We start from the raw sequence: 19,788 nt of genomic DNA on the forward strand, positions 1-19,788 counted from the left end.
GCGAGCACAAAAAAGGGCGACCGAAGTCGCCCTTTTTCAATGGATCACACTGGCAATCAGTTGCCCTTGTTTTCCATCTGTTGCTTGATCAGATCACCAATGGTGGTCGGACCGGCAGCCAGCATTTCCTGCTTGCGCAGGTCCTGGATGGCTTCTTTCTCGTCTTCAACGTCCTTGGCCTTGATCGACAGGCTGATGACACGGCTCTTGCGGTCAACGCTGATGATCTTGGCTTCGACTTCGTCGCCGACGTTCAGCACGTTGCGCGCATCTTCAACGCGGTCACGGCTGATTTCGGAGGCCTTCAGAGTACCTTCGATGTCTTCGACCAGGGTGATTACCGCACCCTTGGCGTCAACTTCCTTGACGGTACCGGTAACGATGGTGCCTTTCTCGTTCAGGGATACGAAGTTGGAGAACGGATCGTCTTCCAGCTGCTTGATACCCAGGGAGATGCGCTCGCGCTCCGGATCGACCGACAGGATGACGGTTTCGATCTCGTCGCCCTTCTTGAAGCGACGTACGGCCTCTTCGCCGACTTCGTTCCAGGAGATATCGGACAGGTGAACCAGACCGTCGATGCCGCCGTCCAGACCAATGAAGATACCGAAATCGGTGATCGACTTGATGGAGCCGGAGATCTTGTCGCCCTTGTTGAACTTGCTGGAGAACTCTTCCCACGGGTTCATCTTGCACTGCTTGATGCCCAGGGAGATACGACGACGATCTTCGTCGATGTCCAGAACCATGACTTCCACTTCGTCGCCAACCTGAACGACCTTGGAAGGATGGATGTTCTTGTTGGTCCAATCCATTTCGGAAACGTGAACCAGGCCTTCAACACCCTCTTCCAGCTCGGCGAAGCAGCCGTAGTCGGTGAGGTTGGTGACCTTGGCGTTGACACGAGTGCCTTCCGGATAGCGACCGGTGATGGCAACCCATGGATCTTCGCCCAGCTGCTTCAGACCCAGGGAAACGCGGTTGCGCTCGCGGTCGAACTTCAGCACTTTGACGTCGATCTCGTCGCCAACGTTGACGATTTCGGACGGATGCTTGATGCGCTTCCAGGCCATGTCGGTGATGTGCAGCAGACCATCTACGCCGCCCAGGTCAACGAACGCACCGTAGTCGGTGAGGTTCTTGACGATACCTTTGACAACCTGGCCTTCCTGCAGGGTTTCCAGCAGGGCTTCGCGCTCGGCACTGTTCTCGGCTTCGAGAACGGCGCGACGGGAAACGACAACGTTGTTGCGCTTCTGGTCGAGCTTGATGACCTTGAATTCCAGTTCCTTGCCTTCCAGGTGCGCGGTGTCGCGGACCGGACGGACGTCGACCAGGGAACCCGGCAGGAACGCACGAATGGTGTTGACGTCGACGGTAAAGCCACCTTTGACCTTGCCGTTGATGACACCCTTGACGATTTCTTCTGCGGCGAAAGCTGCTTCGAGGACTTTCCAGGATTCGGCGCGCTTGGCCTTCTCACGGGACAGTTTGGTTTCACCGAAACCGTCTTCGACGGCGTCCAGTGCAACGTGTACCTCATCACCCACGCTGATGGTCAGTTCGCCCTGATCGTTCAGGAACTGCTCGCGCGGAATGACACCCTCGGATTTCAGGCCGGCGTGAACGGTGACCCAGTCAGAGTCGATGTCCACAACGATACCGGTGATGATGGAGCCTGGCTCCATATCAAGGGTTTTCAGGCTTTCTTCAAAAAGTTCGGCAAAGCTTTCGCTCATTTGGATTCCTGTAAAAGTGTAATAAGGCAGTAACCGCCTGGCCGCTCAAACGCGTGCCCTGCAGCCAACTTGCCCGCCACGCCACCAGCTTGCGTGGGTTGATTATATTGATACCTTTTCCGGTAGTGCTGATTACCCGGTCAAGGACTCGCCTGATCAGTCCAGCAGGTTGCGCTTGCGCGCTTCCGTCTGCACTGCTTCAAGTACTTTTTCGATGCTCATATGCGAAGAATCGATCAGGATGGCATCCTCAGCTGGCCGCAATGGCGCGATGCTGCGGTTCATATCCCGCTCGTCCCTGGCATTTATTTCATCGAGAAGACCCGCAAGACTAGCAGTTTCGCCCTTTTCGAGCAACTGCCGGTAACGGCGTTCAGCACGGATTTCCGGGCTGGCGGTCAGAAATATCTTCAGTTGGGCATCGGGAAACACCACAGTACCCATATCGCGGCCATCGGCGACCAGCCCGGGCGCCTCGCGGAAGGCCTGCTGACGGCCCAGCAGCGCCTGACGAACGGCTGGCAGGGAAGCCACACGGGATGCGCGGCGCCGGCCGTTTCGGTGCGAATACCCCGGGTAACATCCTCGCCTTCGAGAATGATGCGCTGCTCCTGGTCTTCTTCGACCAGGAACCGCACGTCCAGGTGGGCTGCCAGGCTGGTCAGGGTCTGCTCATCGGCAAGATCCACCCCGTGATTGCCGGCGGCGAAGGCCAGCACCCGATACAGTGCACCGGAGTCCAGCAGATTCCAGCCCAGCCGGGCGGCCAGCATGCCGGTGAGAGTGCCCTTGCCGGAGCCTCCCGGCCCGTCGATGGTGATGACGGGCGCCATGTCTGTGTCAGCAGTCACGCGTTGTCCTCCTGGCGGATATTGATGCCCACCGAGCGCGCCAGATCGAGGAAGCCGGGGAACGAGGTGGCGACATGGATGCAGTCAGTGATGCGAATCTCGCCGGTGGCGCGCAGCGAGGCGATGGCGAAGGACATGGCGATGCGGTGGTCCATATGGCTGTCAACGGTCGCACTGCCCATCACGCCGCCTTCGATGATGATGCCATCGGGAGTCGGCTCGGCCTTGATACCCAGCAGTTGCAGACCATCGGCCATGACCTGAATGCGGTCGGATTCCTTGACCCGCAGCTCTTCAGCGCCGCGCAACACGGTGCGCCCTTCAGCACAGGCCGCGGCAATGAACAGCGCCGGAAATTCGTCGATCGCCAGAGGTACCTGGTCCAACGGGATCTCGATACCCTTGAGGCCCGCGTAACGCACCCGGATATCGGCGACCGGCTCGCCACCCACTTCGCGCTCGTTGCTCAGGGTGATGTCGCCACCCATGGCCCGCAGGATATTGATCACGCCGATGCGGGTCGGGTTGATGCCCACATGCTCCAGGGTCAGGTCCGAGCCTTCGGCGATGCTGGCCGCAACCATGAAGAAGGCTGCCGAGGAAATATCCGCCGGCACGTCGATCTTGCCGCCGGTCAGCTTGTGGCCGGATTCAACGGTCGCGGTGGCACCCTTGACCTGCACCGGGTAGCCGAAACCCCTGAGCATGCGCTCGGTGTGGTCACGGGTCGGCGCCGGCTCGGTAACGGAGGTCTTGCCCTCGGCATAGAGACCAGCCAGCAGCAGGCAGGATTTGACCTGGGCGCTGGCCATGGGCATGACATAGTCCATCCCCTTGAGCTGGCTCTGGGCGCCATTGATCAGCAGCGGCGGACGACCCTCGGCGGCAGTATCGATGCTTGCCCCCATCTCCCGCAGGGGATTGGCAACACGACCCATGGGGCGCTTGCTCAGGGAAGCATCACCGGTCAGTTCGGTGGTGAAGTTCTGCCCGGCCAGCAGGCCCGCCAGCAGCCGCATGGAGGTTCCCGAATTACCGACATAGATCGGCCCGGGTGGGGCCTGCAGACCGTGCAGGCCGACACCCTGGATGGTGACCCGTCCATGGTGTGGCCCTTCGATGACGACGCCCATGTCGCGGAATGCCTGCAGGGTGGCAAGACTGTCCTCGCCTTCCAGGAACCCCTCGACCTCGGTCACGCCTTCGGCAATGGAGCCGAGCATGATCGAGCGATGGGAGATGGACTTGTCGCCCGGAACGCGGATACGACCCTGTACGCTGGCGCCGGGATTGGCGATGAAATTGATTGATTGAGTCTGCATGGGTTCCATATATGCCCTGCGGGCCAAAATCTTGCTGAAATGCTCGCGCGCGGATCGGGCTCGGGTGAATACCCCCAACAGGGCGTTGGCATCCCCGTCCTCGACCGCTGCGCGCAAGCGGCTTAAATCGTGGGTGAAGTTGTCCAGGCTGCGCAGAACCGCGTCGCGGTTGGCCAGGAACACATCCCGCCACATGACCGGATCGCTGGCAGCGATCCGGGTGAAATCTCGAAAACCACCGGCAGCATAGCGGAATATCTCCAGGTTTTCGCTGCGTGAGGCCAGGGTGTCGACCAGCGAAAAGGCCAGCAGATGCGGCAGGTGGCTGGTCGCTGCCAGCACCTCATCGTGGTCCGCCAGCGGCATATCCTCGACATCCGCGCCCAGCGCCCTCCAGCTCCGGCGCACCAGTGTCAACGCGGCCTCGCTGGTCTCGGCCAGCGGCGTCAGTATCACCTTGTGGTTGCGGAACAGCAGTGCATCGGCGGCTTCCACCCCGCTCCGCTCGGACCCGGCAATCGGATGTCCGGGCACGAACTCTGGCGGTAGATAACCAAAGGCCCTGCGTACGGCATCGACCACAACGTTCTTGGTGCTTCCGGCGTCGGTGATCACCGCCTGGCCCAATTCCAGCTGAGCCAGCTGGCCCAGCACCTGCTCCATGGCCAGCACTGGTACCGCCAGCATGATCAGATCGGCGCCCTGTACCGCGCTGGCCAGGTCATCGGTGATGAAGTCGACCACGCCCAGGGGCATGGCCTGGCGCAGCGTGGCCGGGTCGCGATCACAGCCCACCACTTCACGGCACAGACCGGACTCGCGCATGCCCTTGGCAAAGGAACCGCCGATCAGACCCAGACCGATCACCGCCAGACGACCGATTATCGGCTCGGCAGATGACGTCGTCATGACGCTGTCATTCACCGTTCAGAACCCGGGCCAGAGCATCAAGGAAGCGCTTGTTTTCCTGCGGCAAACCGATGGACACCCGCAAATGGCTGGGCATGCCATAGCCTGCTACCGGGCGGACGATGACGCCCTCCCGCAGCAGCCCCTGATAGACAGGTGCAGCCTCGCGGCCCAGGTCCACGGCGATGAAGTTGCCGCGTGAAGATATCCAGCCCAGGCCCAGCTCACGGAATCCCTGCTCAAGCTGCAGCATGCCTTCGCGGTTGGCGCGGCGGCTTTCGGCCAGATAGGCGGTATCTTCCAGGCTGGCCACAGCAGCAGCCAATGCCAGGCTGTTGACGTTGAAGGGTTGCCGCACCCTGTTCAGCACATCGGCGACCTGCGGATGGCTGATGGCGTAACCCACGCGCAGCGACGCCAGGCCGTAGGCCTTGGAGAAAGTGCGGGTGACGATCAGGTTGGGGCAGCGATCAACGAAGTCGAAGCCGTTGAGTGCATCATCGGCGGTGACGTATTCAGTGTAGGCCTCGTCCAGCACCACCAATACCTGCTCCGGCACCTGTGCCATGAAGGCTTCGAACTCGGCGCGCTCGATCCAGGTGCCAGTCGGGTTGTTCGGGTTGGCGATGAACACCAGCCGGGTGGCGGGAGTGATGGCCGCAGCCATGGCTTCCAGGTCGTGCCCCCACTCACGGGCCGGCACCTGCACCGCGGTTGCGCCCACTGCCTGGGTGACGATGGGATAGACGGCAAAGGCATGCTGACTGAACACGACTTCACTACCCGGTGCGAGAAACGCCCGGGCCAGCAATTCGAGCACGTCGTTGGAGCCGTTACCAAGGGTGATCATCGACAAGTCGAAACCGAAACGCCGGGACACTGCCTGCTTGAGCGCAAAGCCGTTGCCATCAGGATAGCGGGTCAGCTCCGGCAGGGCTTCCTGGATCGCCTTCAGCGCCATAGGCGCCGGGCCGAGGGGGTTTTCGTTGCTGGCCAGCTTGATGATCTCGGCGGGATCGAGGCCGAACTCCCGGGCCAGCTCTTCCACCGGCTTGCCGGGTACATAGGGGGACAGTTCTTGCACGCCTGGCAGCGCCAGACCGAGGAAATCGCAACTCATGACAAAGCCTCAAGCTACAAGCCGCAAGCCCCGAGCAACCCTCTGCCAAACCGCGTGCAGCCTGCCGCCGGTAGCTTGCCGCTACGGTTAAAGTACCGCCTTCGGATAGGACCCCAGGATCTTCAGCGCCACGGATTCCTCACGAATCTTCTCCAGCGCATCGCGGATCAGCGGATCGTGCTGGTGACCGAAGAAATCGATGAAGAATACATAGGTCCATTTGCCGCTGCGTGAAGGCCGGGTTTCGATGCGGGTCAGGTCGATGCCGTTGTCATGGAACGGCTGCAACAGATGATGCAGCACGCCCGGACGGTTGTTCATCGAGACGATGATGGAGGTCTTGTCGTCGCCGGTCGGCGGGACTTCCTGGTTGCCGATCATGAGAAAGCGCGTGGAGTTGTCCGGGCGGTCCTCGATCTTCTCGGCAATACAGGTCAGGCCATACAGCTCGCCGGCGATGTCGCCGGCAATCGCCGCCGAGTTCCACTCACCCTTGACCCGGCGCGCCGCCTCGGCGTTACTCGCCACGGCCACCCGCTCGACATTGGGGTAATGGGCGTCCAACCACTTGCGGCACTGGGCCAGGGATTGGGCGTGGGAGTAGACCCGGGAAATCTTGTCGGTACGGGTGTTTTCGCCCACCAGCAGATGATGATGGATGCGCAGCTCTACTTCACCGCAGATCACCAGATCATGCTCGAGGAAACTGTCGAGGGTATGGTTGATCGCCCCTTCGGTGGAGTTCTCCACCGGTACGACACCGAAATGCACCGCCCCAGCCGCCACTTCGCGGAAGATCTCGTCGATCGCCGCCATGGGTATGCTGCGCACCGAATGGCCGAAATGCTTGAGCGCCGCGGCCTGGGTAAAGGTGCCCTCCGGCCCCAGGTAGGCCACCCGCAGGGGCTCCTCCAGCGCCAGGCAGGCAGACATGATCTCGCGGAACAGGCGCGCCACTTCTTCGTTGTCCAGTGGCCCCTTGTTCAGCTCCATGATGTGCTTGAGCACCCAGGCTTCCCGCTCGGGCCGGTAGAACACCGGCTTTTCGCCTTCGGTCAGGGTCTTCTGCTTGACCTCGGCTACCGTCTGGGCGCAGCGGGCTCGCTCGCTGATCAGTTCCAGCAACTTTTCGTCGAGCGAGTCGATCCGGTTACGCAGAGCAGAGAGTTGCGCTTCGTCTGACATGTCATTCAACCGTGCTGTTTTTCGAATTCGGCCATATAGGCCACCAGCGCATCCACTGCCGCTTCCGGTACCGCGTTGTAGATGGAGGCACGCATGCCGCCCACCGAGCGGTGACCTTTCAGGTTGAGCAGACCGCGCTCCTCGGCCCCGACCAGGAATAGCTTGTCCAGGCGGTCGTCGGCCAGACGGAAGGGAATGTTCATCCACGAGCGGTCGGCAATATTGATCGGGTTGCTGTATAGCTCGCTACCGTCGATGGCTGCGTACAGCTTGCGCTGCTTGGCGCCATTGATGCGTTCCATGGCTTCGACACCGCCCTGGGCCTTGAGCCACTGGAACACCAGACCGGACAGGTACCAGGCGAAGGTCGGCGGCGTGTTGTACATGGATCCGTTCTTTGCCGCGACACTGTAGTCGAGCATGGTCGGGCACCTGCTGTGGGCCTTGCCCAGCAGGTCGTCACGAACAATGACGACGGTCAGGCCGCTGGGACCGATGTTCTTCTGCGCGCCGGCGTAAAGCAGACCGAAGCGCGATACGTCCAGCGGGCGCGACAGGATATCGGACGACACGTCCGCCACCAGCGGCTTGTCACCCACCTCGGGAATCCAGTTGAATTCCACCCCACCAATGGTCTCGTTGGGCGTGTAGTGAACATAGGCCGCATCGGCAGACAATTGCCATTCGTTCTGGCCGGGAATGGCGAAATAGTCGTATTCCCTGGCGGATGCAGCGACATTGATGTGGCCGTAGCGGGACGCCTCTTCAATGGCCTTGCGCGACCAGATGCCGGTGTCGATGTAGTCGGCACTGCCATCTTCACCGAGCAGGTTCAGCGGAATCTGGGCGAACTGCTGGCTGGCACCGCCCTGCAGGAACAGCACCTTGTAGTCCGACGGGATGCTCAGCAGGTCGCGCAGATCCTGCTCGGCCTGCTCGGCGATGCTGACGAACTCGTCGCTGCGGTGACTCATTTCCATGACTGACAGACCCTTGCCGTGCCAGTCGGTCAGCTCGTCCCTGGCTGTCTGCAATACTGCTTCCGGCAAAGCTGCCGGTCCCGCACAGAAATTGAACAGTCGCTTGCTCACCTTAACCTCTACTCTTGATCACCAGTGGTTCCGGCGCCATCTTCAGCCGCGCCGACATCGGTCTCGCCAACATCACTATCTTCGCCTACGTCGCCCTCGCCTCCCTCATCGGACGGTTCCTCCACGCGCTCCAGGCCGACCAGCTTCTCGCCATTGGCCAACTTGATCAGGGTCACACCCTGAGTGTTGCGCGACAGGCTGGACACTTCCGCTACGCGGGTGCGCACCAGGGTGCCCTGGTCGGAGATCAGCATGATCTCTTCGCCATCGACCACCTGCACGGCGCCGATCAACGGGCCGTTGCGGTCGTTGGTGACCATGGCGATCACGCCCTGGCCGCCACGCTTGTACTGCGGGAAGTCTTCCACCGGCGTACGCTTGCCGTAGCCGTGCTCGGAGGCGGTGAGAATCTCGGTACCGTCCTCGGCAATCAGCATGGAGACCAGGCGCTGACCTTCGGCCAGGCGCATGCCCCGAACACCGCGGGCAGTACGGCCCATGGCACGCACGTCGGTTTCATTGAAGCGAGTAACCTTGCCGCCGTCGGAGAACAGCATGATCTGCTTGTTGCCATCGGTCAGCGCGGCGCTGATCAGGGTATCGCCCTCGTCCAGATCCAGCGCGATCAGACCGACGCTGCGCTGACGGCTGAACTGCGGCAACGGGGTCTTCTTCACGGTGCCGTTGGCGGTCGCCATGAAGATGAACCAGCCTTCGGTATATTCCTCGACCGGCAGCATGGTGGTGATGTACTCACCCTCATCCAGCGGCAGCAGGTTGACCAGCGGACGACCACGGGCAGTACGCGAGGCTTCCGGAATCTCGTAGGTCTTCAGCCAGTACACCTTGCCCTTGCTGGAGAACAGCATCAGCGTGGTGTGGCTGTTGGCGACCAGCAGGTGCGAGACGTAATCCTCATCCTTGACGCCCGTGGCGGCCTTGCCTCGCCCTCCTCGACGCTGGGCATTGTAATCAGAGAGCGGCTGACTCTTGGCATAACCGCCATGGGAGATGGTCACCACGCGATCTTCTTCGGTAATCAGATCAGCCACACTCAGATCCAGGCGCGAGTTGAGAATCTCGGTACGCCGTGCATCGCCAAAGTTGGTTCTGATTGCCTCCAGTTCCTCGACGATGACCTCCATCAGGCGCTGCTCGCTGTTGAGAATGCGCAGCAGCTCACCGATCTGCGTGAGGATCTCCTGATATTCGGTCAGCAGCTTCTCGTGCTCCAGACCGGTCAGGCGGTGCAGACGCAGGTCCAGGATGGCCTGGGCCTGTTCCGGCGATAGATAGTAGCGTCCATCACGCAGGCCGTACTGCTCAGGCAGCTCATCGGGACGGCAAGCATCCGCACCGGCACGCTCGACCATCTCGACCACCGCGCCCGGCTCCCAGGCTTCGGCCAGCAGGCGCTCACGGGCTTCGGCCGGGGATGGCGACGCCTTGATCAGGGCGATCACCGGGTCGATGTTCGATAGGGCGACCGCCTGACCTTCGAGAATATGGCCACGCTCACGCGCCTTGCGCAGCTCGTAGACCGTACGACGGGTCACCACTTCGCGGCGGTGGCGGATGAAGGCGTCGAGCAGTTCCTTCAGATTGAGGATACGCGGCTGACCATCCAGCAGGCCGACCACGTTGATGCCGAACACGTTCTGCATCTGGGTCTGGGCGTACAGGTTGTTGAGGATGACCTCAGCCACCTCGCCCCGGCGCAGCTCGATCACGACGCGCATGCCGTCCTTGTCGGACTCGTCGCGCAGTTCGCTGATGCCTTCGAGTTTCTTTTCCTTGACCAGCTCGGCGATGCGCTCGATCAGCTTCGCCTTGTTCACCTGGTAGGGCAGCTCATTGATGATGATCTGCTGGCGACCGCCGACCTTGTCGATGTCCTCGATTTCGCAGCGGGCACGCACGTAGATGCGGCCGCGGCCGGTCTTGTAGGCTTCGACGATACCCGCACGGCCGTTGATGATGCCGGCAGTGGGGAAATCGGGACCGGGGATGTGCTCCATCAACTCTTCGATGGAGATATCCGGATTGGCGATCACCGCCAGGCAACCGTTGATGACTTCGGTCAGGTTGTGCGGTGGGATATTGGTCGCCATGCCCACGGCGATACCGCTGGAGCCGTTGACCAGCAGGTTGGGTACCCGGGTCGGCAGCACCTCGGGGATCTGTTCGGTGCCGTCATAGTTGGGCACCCAGTCCACGGTTTCCTTGTCCAGGTCGGCCAGCAGTTCGTGGGCCAGCTTGGTCATGCGGATTTCGGTGTAACGCATCGCCGCGGCGCTGTCGCCATCGACCGAACCGAAGTTACCCTGACCGTCGACCAGCAGGTAACGCAGGGAGAACGGCTGGGCCATGCGGACGATGGTGTCATATACCGCCGAGTCGCCATGGGGGTGGTATTTACCGATGACGTCACCGACCACACGGGCGGACTTCTTGTATGGTTTGTTCCAATCGTTGTTCAGTTCGCTCATGGCGAACAGGACGCGACGGTGCACCGGCTTGAGGCCGTCGCGCACGTCAGGCAGTGCCCGCCCGACGATCACGCTCATGGCGTAGTCAAGGTACGATTGCTTCAGCTCGTCTTCGATATTGACTGGAAGAATTTCTCTGGCCAGCTCACCCATGAAACGGCATTCCTTTTATTGTTGGCGACCTGATGGTGCCAATGCGCACGCAGCGCGGAACGGGCCCGGCTTGGTGCCGGATCAAAGCCCGGAATGATACCACACTGCTGAATCCGGCGGGAGATAGCGCACCTTCCTGAGCGCCAGTTCACACCGCCTGCCCGGCAGACCCGGACAACGGCTCAGTGCAGCCGTCGCGGGCTCAGCAATCCGGCCAGCCTGGCCTGATCAGGGCGCTCGACGATACCCTTTTCCGTGACGATCACATCAATCAGATCGGCCGGCGTCACATCGAACAGCGGCTGCCCGCCCTGCCCTGCCAATACATCGCCAAGCTCGATATCGTCGGCCGTCTCCAATTCCAGATCGATACTGGCACTGGAGGCGACCACCATGAAACGCAAACCGTGATGCATGGCCAGCACCGCCAGGCCGTAGGTACCGATGGTATTGACCACGTCGCCGTTGCCGGCGATCCGCTCGGCGCCCACCACTACCCAATTCGGATTCGCGACTTTCATCAGATGCGCGACAGCGGCATCAGCATGCAGCACCGCGGGCAGATCGTTCTGGCTCAGTTCCAGATGAGGAATCGCGCCGGCGTGGCCCGGATAACTCGCACAGACGTCCACCCGGGAAACCAGGTCAGCGTCATGGGCAGCCCGGATAACGCCCAGGGCGCTACCGTGACCAAAGGTGAGCAATGCCTGGGGCTGGCGATCATGCCGGCGGATCACTTGCGCGCCCAGCTTGGCCATGGCGCGGTTGGCTTCATCGTCACTGGTATGGATGGCGATCGCTGCCTCGGCCAGCAACGCCGGCACATCTGCCGCCACGCCCAGCGGCCGGCGCAGCCGATCCTGCAGCATCCGCAGAGCCCAGCCGAGGTGCTCAGCCGACGGCCGCGCCGCCGCGAGCAGGGCGAAGTCTGCGCTCAGCGCCTGCGGCCAGTCCGCGGCCTGGCCGATATGCCTGGCTGCCAGAGCGATGCCATAGGCCGCCGCGATGCCCACGGAAGCCGCACCCTGCAGCACGCCATCGCGAATCGCTTCGGCCACCGACACGGCATCACGGCACTCGATCCAGAGAGTTTCTTCAGGCAGGTATCGCTGATCAAGGATGCGCAGGCTGTCACCGCACCACTCCAGGGCCTGGACGCCGCGCTGGTCGGCACTTTGGGGTTGAAACTGCATGAACGACTCCAGCGGGAAAACGTCATTATACCCGGGGGCGCACTGAATGACTGCAGGGCGACCTCGCCCCGTGAACAAATGTCGCTGCCCGCTGCAAAAGCCAGAGGGTATACTGCCAGCCATACGATGGACGAAGGGGGCAGCCAGCCCCTTGTGAACACACTGAACGCCTGCCCCCGAACGGGGCCAGGCAGATTCAACGAGGGGATCATGATGACGCTGAATGTCGACCGGGCGGAAATCGCCAAATTCGAAGCCCTGGCCAGCCGCTGGTGGGATCGCGAAAGCGAATTCAAGCCGCTGCATGAGATCAACCCGCTGCGTACCAACTGGATCGATGAGAAAGCCGCGCTGGCTGGCAAGGAAGTGCTCGACGTCGGCTGCGGCGGCGGCATTCTCGCCGAGGCCATGGCCCAGCGCGGCGCCCGCGTCACCGGCATCGACATGGGTGAGGCGCCGCTATCCGTGGCCCGCCTGCACCAGCTCGAATCCGGTGTGGAAGTGGAATACCAGCAGTGCACCGCCGAAGAAATGGCCGAACTGCACCCGGGCCGTTTCGACGTGGTGACCTGCATGGAGATGCTCGAGCACGTCCCGGACCCCGCCTCGGTGATCCGCGCCTGTGCCGCCCTGGTCAAGCCCGGCGGCCATGTGTTCTTCTCGACCATCAACCGTAATCCCAAGTCCTTCGCATTCGCCATCGTCGGTGCGGAGTACCTGCTGCGCATGCTGCCGCGCGCACCCACGAATATGCCAAGTTCATCCGTCCGGCCGAGCTGGGCCGCTGGTCCCGCGACGCGGGGCTGGATATGCAGGACATTATCGGCCTGACCTACAACCCGCTGCTGCGTCACTACAAGCTGGCCAACGATGTGGACGTCAATTACATGATCCACTGCCAGCGCGGAGTCTGAGATGCTGGACAGCGTTCTGTTCGACCTGGATGGCACCCTGCTGGACACTGCCGATGATTTTCTGGCGATCATCCACAGCATGCGCCAGGATCGTGGCCTGCCGGAATCGCCGCTGCACCTGATTCGCTCGACGGTGTCCGATGGGTCAGCCGGCATGCTCTGCGCAGCCTTCTCCATCACCCCAGAACACCCCAACTTCGCCGGCTTGCGCGACGACTTTCTCGAGCGCTATCAACGTCAGCTGGCGGTGCACACCCGTCCTTTTCCTGGCGTTCCCGAGCTACTCGACTGGCTGGATGCCGAGGGGCTGTCCTGGGGCGTGGTGACCAACAAGATGAGCTGCTTCAGCATCCCGTTACTGGAAGCTGTCGGCTTGAGCGAGCGCTGCGCCAGCCTGGTCTGCCCGGATCAGGTCACGCACGGCAAGCCACACCCGGAACCCTTGCTCAAGGCTTGCGCCGAGATGGGCGTGGATCCTGCGCGCAGCGTCTTCGTGGGCGATCATCTGCGCGACATCCAAGCGGGTCAGGCTGCCGGCATGCGCACCGTTGCCGCCCTTTACGGTTACCTGCCAGCGGGCGATGATCCGCAACACTGGAATGCCAGTTACAGTATCGAGAATGCCGCTGCTCTGCGCCCCTGGCTGGAGCAGCAACGGACCAAGGAGTTTTGCCATGTTTGACTACCGCGCCCCCGCTGACCTGCTGCAAGGACGAGTGATACTGGTGACCGGTGCCGGCGACGGCATCGGCCGGGCCTGTGCGCTGAGCTGCGCCGCCCACGGTGCCACCGTGGTGCTGCTCGGCCGCACCCTGAGCAAACTGGAAGCCGTATACGATGAGATCGAGGCCGCAGGCCACCCGCAGCCAGCGATCTGCCCGCTGAATCTGGAAACCGCCGTGGAGAAGGATTACAACGATCTGGCCGACCAGTTATTCGACACCTTCGGCAAGCTCGACGGCCTGGTACACAACGCCGCTCAGCTCGGTCCGCGAACGCTGATCGAGAGCGTCAAGCACGAAGCCTGGCTGGAACTCATGCAGGTCAACGTCAACGCGCCCTTCTTCCTGAGCAAGGCGATGTTCCCCCTCCTGCGCGCCGCACCTGATGCCTCGGTGGTTTTCCTGTCTTCCACCGTTGGCCGCAAGGCGCGAGCTTACTGGGGGCCCTACGCGGTCACCAAGTTCGCTGTCGAGGGTCTGATGCAGGTAATGGCCGACGAACAGGACGGCACCAGCGAGATCCGCGTCAACAGCGTCAACCCCGGCGCCACCCGCACCGCCATGCGCAAGGCCGCCTACCCCGCCGAAGAACCGGAGAAGAACCCGGAGCCGGCGGATATCATGCCGGTTTTCCTGTATCTGCTCGGACCGGATAGCAAAGGCGTGAATGGCCAGGCACTGGACGCGCGTGGGTAACCGAGAGGCCGTCTTTGCACATTTGTCGCGCCCCTAGCGGGGCGTGTGCAGAATCATGACAGCGATGAAGTCTTATTTGTTGCCGTGCAGCTTGAGCATCAATTCGGCTTCGCTGCGGGTCAGGCCGCAGGATTGCATGAGGTCGTCAAGGCTGGCGCCCATGCCGACCAGGCGGCTGGCCTGATTGTAGGGCATGGTGTGCATGTCCTGCTGTTCCAGCCGCTGCTGCTTGTTTTCCAACTGAGATAGCTTGTTGCGCAGGCTGATCAGCTCTTCACCCATGCGAATATGGCTCTGCTGGTATTCAGCCAGCCGCTGATTGAGCTTATCCAACCGGACCTCGGTCGCGGCCTTGAGCTCAAGCTGTCGCTGCCCCAGCCGCCGGACCGCCAGGACCGAAGCCACCAGCGCGGCGACCAACAGACCCAGCAGCAATCCAGCCAACAGCAGCAGCGAGCGCTCTTCCATATGGCTCAGATATCCTGCAGTTCGGCCCACTCATCCTCGGTCATCATCTTTTCCAGATCGACCAGAATGAGCAGTTCGTCGTTCTTGTTGCTGACGCCTTGAATGAACTTGGCCGACTCGTCGGTGCCGACGTTCGGTGCGGTCTCGATCTCCGACTGACGCAGGTAGACCACTTCCGCCACGCTATCGACCAGGATGCCGATCACCTGGCGATCCGCCTCGATGATGACGATACGGGTCTGGTCGGTGACCGGCGCCGACACCAGACCAAAGCGCTGGCGAGTGTCGATGACCGTCACTACGTTGCCCCGCAGGTTGATGATACCGAGCACATAAGACGGTGCACCGGGGACCGGAGCGATTTCGGAATGGCGCAGCACTTCCTGCACCTGCATCACGTTGATGCCGTAGGTTTCATTATCCAGGCGGAAGGTCACCCACTGCAGAATCGGATCGTCGGCGCGCTGTGCGGTATTGTCTTTCATCTTGTTCAGCTCTCAACCTTGTAGATTCCCTGCCAGGCTCTGCAGCTGGGTAGGGAGTTATGGGATTCATCCTAATCGCGCATCGGCCTGTTTGCCAGCGGTGATCAGTTCGGCAAGCGCCTCCACGTCCACCAGCGCGCACATCTGATCGATTACTGTGCCCGCCAGCCAGGGCCGCTTGCCCTGCCCGGATCGCCACTTCACCTGAGCCGGGTCCAGGTGAATCGACTGGCTCACGCCATGCACCGCCATGCCCCACTCGTGGCCCTGCACGGAAATCACGAAGCGCAGAGCGTCACGCAGCTCCGGCGCGTAACGCTCCGGCATGATCCAGCGGGCGGTATCCAGCACCTTCAGGTTGCCCGCCTGGGTCGGCAACAGGCCGAGAAACCAATCCGGCTGGCCGAACAGCGGCGTGATCGGGCCATCGAGGGAATGAATGCTGCCCAGGGAAATCAGCGGCACCGCCAGAGTCAGGCCGCCGACATCGAACAACAGGGCTTCGAAGGGCGCTTCACGCCAGGCCGGCGTGGCCGCAGCGGCAGGCGCAACCGGCTCGGGCTGCTCGATCAGCGGCTGCGCCTTTACCGGTTCCGGCACAGCGGCAATGGCCGGCCCAGGTGCAATGGGCTCCGGCCCCGCCACCGGTTGAGGCGCCTGCTCAGCCAGCGCCAGCTCCATGGCGGCGTCCTGCAACAGCGCATCCAGATAGGACTGGATGGTCTGCTCGGGAACATAATGCTGTACGGGCAATGGGTTGTTCATTTGTCGTCTGGGGTTCCGAATCGAATCTGCGAAGCCGGCACGGCCGGGTCTATCAGGTTATCGGCCGCGGGGCGCCGAGCATTAGCCAACAGCGCTGCACCGCCACTCAGGCCACCTCCCTCGAATTCGGCATTACATGTACCAGCAGGTAGCGCAACAGCGCACGGTAGGCCAGCACACCGCGGGCATTGTTTTCCAGGCGCGACGGCACGATACCGGCCAAGCTCGCGTCACGCAGCTTGGTGTCAATCGGCACGTAAGCCTGCCACAGCTGGTCGGCATAATCGCGCCGCAGCGTACGCAGGGTGCTCAGCGAGGCCTGGGTACGGCGGTCGAACAGCGTGGGCACGATGGTGTACGGCAGCGCCTGGCGCCGCGAGCGGTTGACCATGTTCAGGGTATGGACCATGCGCTCCAGCCCCTTCATGGCGAGGAACTCGGTCTGCACCGGAATCACCAGCTGCTCGCAGGCGGCCAGCGCGTTGATCATGGAAACACCCAGCAGCGGCGGACTGTCGATGATCGCGAAATCGAAATCCCCACGCAGTTGCTCAAGGGCGCGGGAGATTACCAGGCCAAACCCGCCCTGGGCCGCCGACTGCCGTTCCAGCGTTGCCAGCGCAGTGCTCGAGGGCAGTAGCCGGATGTGCTCATGGGAGGTATCCAGCAGCAATGCCGCTGCCAGCCCCTCGGGCACCCGCCCCTGATGCTGGAACAGGTTGAAGACGCTGCTGGTAAGGCGGTCCGGGTCGTGGCCGAAGTAACTGGTCATCGAGCCATGGGGGTCCAGGTCCACCACCAGCACGCGCTTGCCCTGGTCCGCCAGCAGACCGGCCAAGGCCACCGCCGAAGTGGTCTTGCCCACTCCGCCTTTCTGATTGGCTACTGCCCAGACTCTCATGTCGCTGTACTCCTAACCGTTTGCTGCCGCATCAGTTGATCCCCTGCATGCCGCTGCCGTTACCCGCATTGACCATCGACCGACCGCCATCAGCACTCTCGGCCCGGGCCTGACGCATATTCTGCAAATCCGCCGCACCTTCCGTCGCCGGCTGGTGCCGGGTTTCGGTATAGCGCGAGACCAGCAACACCACCCGGCGATTGGCGCGCCGCCCCGCCGCCGTGGCGTTATCGGCCACCGGCCGGTGTTCGCCATAGCCGACCGCTGCTAGCCGGCCAGCACCGATACCACCGGCGCTGAGCAGCCGCACCACGCTCGCCGCCCGCGCCGCAGACAGCTCCCAGTTGGTGGGATAGACCTGCGACTTGATCGGCACGTTGTCGGTAAAGCCTTCGACATGCACCGGATTGTCATAGGGCGCCAGGATGCCAGCGATCCGCTCGATCAACCCAAAGGCGCCATCCAGTGGCAGTGCGTCGCCACTGGGAAACAGCAAACCGGAATTCAGCTCGATCTCGATCCACAGCTCGTTGGCATGAATCTGCAGATCCCCCACCGAGATCAGCTCACCAAAGGCGGCCTGCATGGCCTCGGCAATGGTCTCCAGCGGGTCATCGCCGGTGCCGCTGTCAGCCCCGGCCCCCATCAGCGACGACGCCGGCGGCGCTTCCTGCACCGGCGCCAGGGTGCGTGGCGTCTGCTCACCAATCTGGATCGGCTCGGCAGTTTTCGGTGCCTGGCTGAACACGCCGATCAGCGATTCCGTGAGGACCTTGTACTTGCCTTCATTGACCGAGGAAATCGAATACATCACCACGAAAAAGGCGAACAGCAGGGTAATGAAGTCCGCATAGGACACCATCCAGCGCTCATTATTGACGTGCTCCTCTTCGCGGCGGCGGCGCATGGCTCAGTCCAGGAAGCCTTCAAGCTTCATTTCGATGGAACGTGGATTTTCCCCTTCGGCGATGGACAACAGGCCTTCGAGCAGCATTTCCCGATAACAGGACTGCTCAAGAATGACCGCCTTGAGCTTGTTGGCGACGGGCAGGAGGAACAGGTTGGCCAGTGCCACCCCATAGATGGTGGCGACAAAGGCCACCGCGATACCGCTACCGAGCATCGAGGGATCGGCGAGATTGCCCATGACGTGGATCAAGCCCATCACCGCGCCGATGATGCCGATGGTCGGGGCATAACCGCCCATGCTTTCGTACACCCGGGCCGCCCGCAGGTCACTGTTCTCCCGGCTGACCAACTCGACTTCGAGAATGCTGCGCAGGGTATCCGGCTCGCAGCCATCGGCCAGCAGTTGCAGGCCCTTGCGAGCGAACAGGTCGGATTCCATCTCGGCGATGGCTTCCAGGCCGAGCAAACCGTCTTTGCGCGCGGTGTTGCTCCAGTTGACCACCTTGCCGATGCCCTCGCGCAGCGGGATATCAGGGGAGGCAAACACCCAGTGGGCCAGCCCCAGGGCGCGTTTGAAGGCCGGCAACGGCGTCTGGATGAAGGCCGCCCCAAGCGTACCGCCGATGACGATCAGCGCCGCCGGCCCGTTGAGCAGTGCATTGATATGGCCGCCTTCCAGATGGTTGCCACCGATGATGGCAACCAGGGCCAGGATGACGCCGATGATACTGAGGATATCCATCAGCCCAGCTCCGTCAGGTAGCGGCCGATCTCATCGAGATCATAAATGCCGTCGGCCAGATTGGCCTTGGCCACGGCCATTGGCATGCCGTAGATCACGCAACTGGCTTCGTCCTGGGCCCAGATGCTGCTGCCGGCCTGCTTCAACATGCGGGCCCCTTCGCGGCCATCGGCACCCATACCGGTGAGAATGATGCCCAGCACCTGGTTCTGCAGCACCTTGGCCGCGGAACCGAAGGTCACATCCACACTGGGCTTGTAATTGAGCCGCTCATCACCGGGCAGGATGCGGATCACCCCGCGGCTATCGAGCATCATCTGCTTACCGCCCGGCGCGAGCAGCGCCAGGCCCGGGCGCAGGGTGTCCCCGTCTTCGGCTTCCCGTACGGTGATGCGACACAACTTGTCCAGGCGTTCGGCGAAAGCCTTGGTGAAGGTCCCCGGCATGTGCTGAATCAGCAGCAAGGGCGCCGGGAAATCGGCCGGCAGTTGAGTCAGGACTTTCTGCAGCGCCACTGGACCACCGGTGGAGGTGCCGATCGCCACCAGCTTGTAGCTGCGCTTGCGCGGCGCAGCGCTGCGACGGGACGGCTCTGCCGCTGGCTGAGCAGGCGATGACAAAGGGCGAGCCGGTGCCCGGGCCGCAGATGATGAAACAGCCGCAGAGGACGTGACCGGTGCTGTGGTTGGCGCAGGCGCGCTAGCGGGTGCTGCGGAGAAACCCAGCGAACGGCGATTGCTGCGCGCCAGTGCATGCACCCGGTCACACAGCAATTGGCGGACTTTATCCGGATTGCGCGAGATATCCTCGAAATTCTTCGGCAGATAATCGGCGGCGCCGGCATCCAGGGCGTCCAGACTGACCCGGGCGCCTTCGTAGGTCAGCGACGAGAACATCACCACCGGCGTGGGCTGCCGCTGCATGATATGGCGTACCGCGGTAATGCCATCCATGACCGGCATCTCGTAATCCATGGTGATCACGTCCGGATGCAGCGCCAGCGTCTGCTCCACGGCCTCCTGGCCGTTGGTTGCGGTGCCTACTACCTCGATCCGCGGGTCGGCTTCGAGTATCTCCTTGACCCGGCGGCGAAAGAACCCCGAGTCATCCACTACCAGCACCTTGACGGTCATA

The 19,788-nt window shown here is 62.3% G+C and carries 16 protein-coding genes and 2 pseudogenes; 3 read left to right on the top strand and 15 right to left on the bottom strand.

Annotated elements, in window-relative coordinates; translation table 11 throughout:
- Positions 1–56: 56 nt before the first annotated feature.
- The 8 genes and pseudogenes from rpsA to QAO71_RS10190 form a co-directional block, all read right to left on the bottom strand.
- Complete coding sequence (gene rpsA / locus QAO71_RS10155; RefSeq protein ID WP_036993519.1) at positions 57–1,739, bottom strand: 30S ribosomal protein S1; 1,683 nt, start codon at positions 1,737–1,739, stop codon at positions 57–59.
- A 156-nt stretch (positions 1,740–1,895) separates the two neighbouring features.
- Positions 1,896–2,572 (bottom strand): annotated as a pseudogene (gene cmk, locus QAO71_RS10160) ((d)CMP kinase).
- A gap of 14 nt (positions 2,573–2,586) precedes the next feature.
- On the bottom strand, positions 2,587–4,797 hold the full coding sequence (locus QAO71_RS10165; RefSeq protein ID WP_036993580.1) for a bifunctional prephenate dehydrogenase/3-phosphoshikimate 1-carboxyvinyltransferase: 2,211 nt from the start codon (positions 4,795–4,797) through the stop codon (positions 2,587–2,589).
- A 31-nt stretch (positions 4,798–4,828) separates the two neighbouring features.
- Positions 4,829–5,941: a histidinol-phosphate transaminase gene (gene hisC / locus QAO71_RS10170; RefSeq protein WP_280164308.1), complete on the bottom strand. Its 1,113-nt coding sequence runs from the start codon at positions 5,939–5,941 to the stop codon at positions 4,829–4,831.
- Positions 5,942–6,028: 87 nt separating this feature from the next.
- Entirely contained in the window at positions 6,029–7,126 is a 1,098-nt protein-coding gene (gene pheA, locus QAO71_RS10175) for a prephenate dehydratase (protein WP_036993522.1), read from the bottom strand.
- A gap of 5 nt (positions 7,127–7,131) precedes the next feature.
- Complete coding sequence (gene serC / locus QAO71_RS10180) at positions 7,132–8,217, bottom strand: 3-phosphoserine/phosphohydroxythreonine transaminase (protein ID WP_280164309.1); 1,086 nt, start codon at positions 8,215–8,217, stop codon at positions 7,132–7,134.
- An 8-nt stretch (positions 8,218–8,225) separates the two neighbouring features.
- Positions 8,226–10,859 carry a DNA gyrase subunit A gene (gyrA, locus tag QAO71_RS10185; RefSeq protein ID WP_280164310.1) on the bottom strand — a complete coding sequence of 878 codons (2,634 nt, stop codon included), beginning with the start codon at positions 10,857–10,859 and terminating at the stop codon, positions 8,226–8,228.
- Positions 10,860–11,041: 182 nt separating this feature from the next.
- Entirely contained in the window at positions 11,042–12,052 is a 1,011-nt protein-coding gene (locus tag QAO71_RS10190; protein WP_280164311.1) for a s-methyl-5-thioribose-1-phosphate isomerase, read from the bottom strand.
- Positions 12,053–12,265: 213 nt separating this feature from the next.
- Here QAO71_RS10190 and ubiG point away from each other — a divergent pair.
- The 3 genes and pseudogenes from ubiG (at position 12,266) to QAO71_RS10205 (ending at position 14,384) form a co-directional block, all read left to right on the top strand.
- Positions 12,266–12,966 (top strand): annotated as a pseudogene (ubiG, locus tag QAO71_RS10195) (bifunctional 2-polyprenyl-6-hydroxyphenol methylase/3-demethylubiquinol 3-O-methyltransferase UbiG).
- A 1-nt stretch (position 12,967) separates the two neighbouring features.
- Positions 12,968–13,648 carry an HAD-IA family hydrolase gene (locus QAO71_RS10200; RefSeq protein ID WP_280164312.1) on the top strand — a complete coding sequence of 227 codons (681 nt, stop codon included), beginning with the start codon at positions 12,968–12,970 and terminating at the stop codon, positions 13,646–13,648.
- On the top strand, positions 13,641–14,384 hold the full coding sequence (locus tag QAO71_RS10205; protein WP_036993531.1) for a YciK family oxidoreductase: 744 nt from the start codon (positions 13,641–13,643) through the stop codon (positions 14,382–14,384). The genes QAO71_RS10200 and QAO71_RS10205 overlap by 8 nt, the downstream gene beginning before the upstream one ends.
- 72 nt (positions 14,385–14,456) lie before the next feature.
- Here the strand turns inward: QAO71_RS10205 and QAO71_RS10210 are convergent, their stop codons facing one another.
- The 7 genes from QAO71_RS10210 to QAO71_RS10240 all read right to left on the bottom strand — a co-directional run bounded on the left by QAO71_RS10210 (position 14,457) and on the right by QAO71_RS10240 (position 19,787).
- Entirely contained in the window at positions 14,457–14,852 is a 396-nt protein-coding gene (locus QAO71_RS10210) for a DUF2802 domain-containing protein (protein WP_136869705.1), read from the bottom strand.
- Between the two features lie 5 nt (positions 14,853–14,857).
- On the bottom strand, positions 14,858–15,337 hold the full coding sequence (locus QAO71_RS10215; RefSeq protein WP_036993533.1) for a chemotaxis protein CheW: 480 nt from the start codon (positions 15,335–15,337) through the stop codon (positions 14,858–14,860).
- 66 nt (positions 15,338–15,403) lie between these two features.
- Positions 15,404–16,102, bottom strand: a complete 699-nt coding sequence (locus tag QAO71_RS10220; protein ID WP_280164313.1) for a CheW domain-containing protein — start codon at positions 16,100–16,102, stop codon at positions 15,404–15,406.
- A gap of 106 nt (positions 16,103–16,208) precedes the next feature.
- Positions 16,209–17,003 carry a ParA family protein gene (locus tag QAO71_RS10225; protein ID WP_036993534.1) on the bottom strand — a complete coding sequence of 265 codons (795 nt, stop codon included), beginning with the start codon at positions 17,001–17,003 and terminating at the stop codon, positions 16,209–16,211.
- Between the two features lie 31 nt (positions 17,004–17,034).
- The gene (gene motD / locus QAO71_RS10230) at positions 17,035–17,910 is read right to left on the bottom strand and encodes a flagellar motor protein MotD (protein WP_074778209.1); all 876 of its coding nucleotides are present in this window, start codon (positions 17,908–17,910) and stop codon (positions 17,035–17,037) included.
- Between the two features lie 3 nt (positions 17,911–17,913).
- Entirely contained in the window at positions 17,914–18,654 is a 741-nt protein-coding gene (locus tag QAO71_RS10235) for a flagellar motor protein (RefSeq protein ID WP_036993535.1), read from the bottom strand.
- Positions 18,654–19,787: a chemotaxis response regulator protein-glutamate methylesterase gene (locus tag QAO71_RS10240; protein ID WP_036993536.1), complete on the bottom strand. Its 1,134-nt coding sequence runs from the start codon at positions 19,785–19,787 to the stop codon at positions 18,654–18,656. The genes QAO71_RS10235 and QAO71_RS10240 overlap by 1 nt, the downstream gene beginning before the upstream one ends.
- Position 19,788 lies beyond the last annotated feature (1 nt).

Source organism: Halopseudomonas sp. SMJS2 (genome assembly GCF_029866945.1).
Taxonomy (GTDB): domain Bacteria; phylum Pseudomonadota; class Gammaproteobacteria; order Pseudomonadales; family Pseudomonadaceae; genus Halopseudomonas; species Halopseudomonas bauzanensis.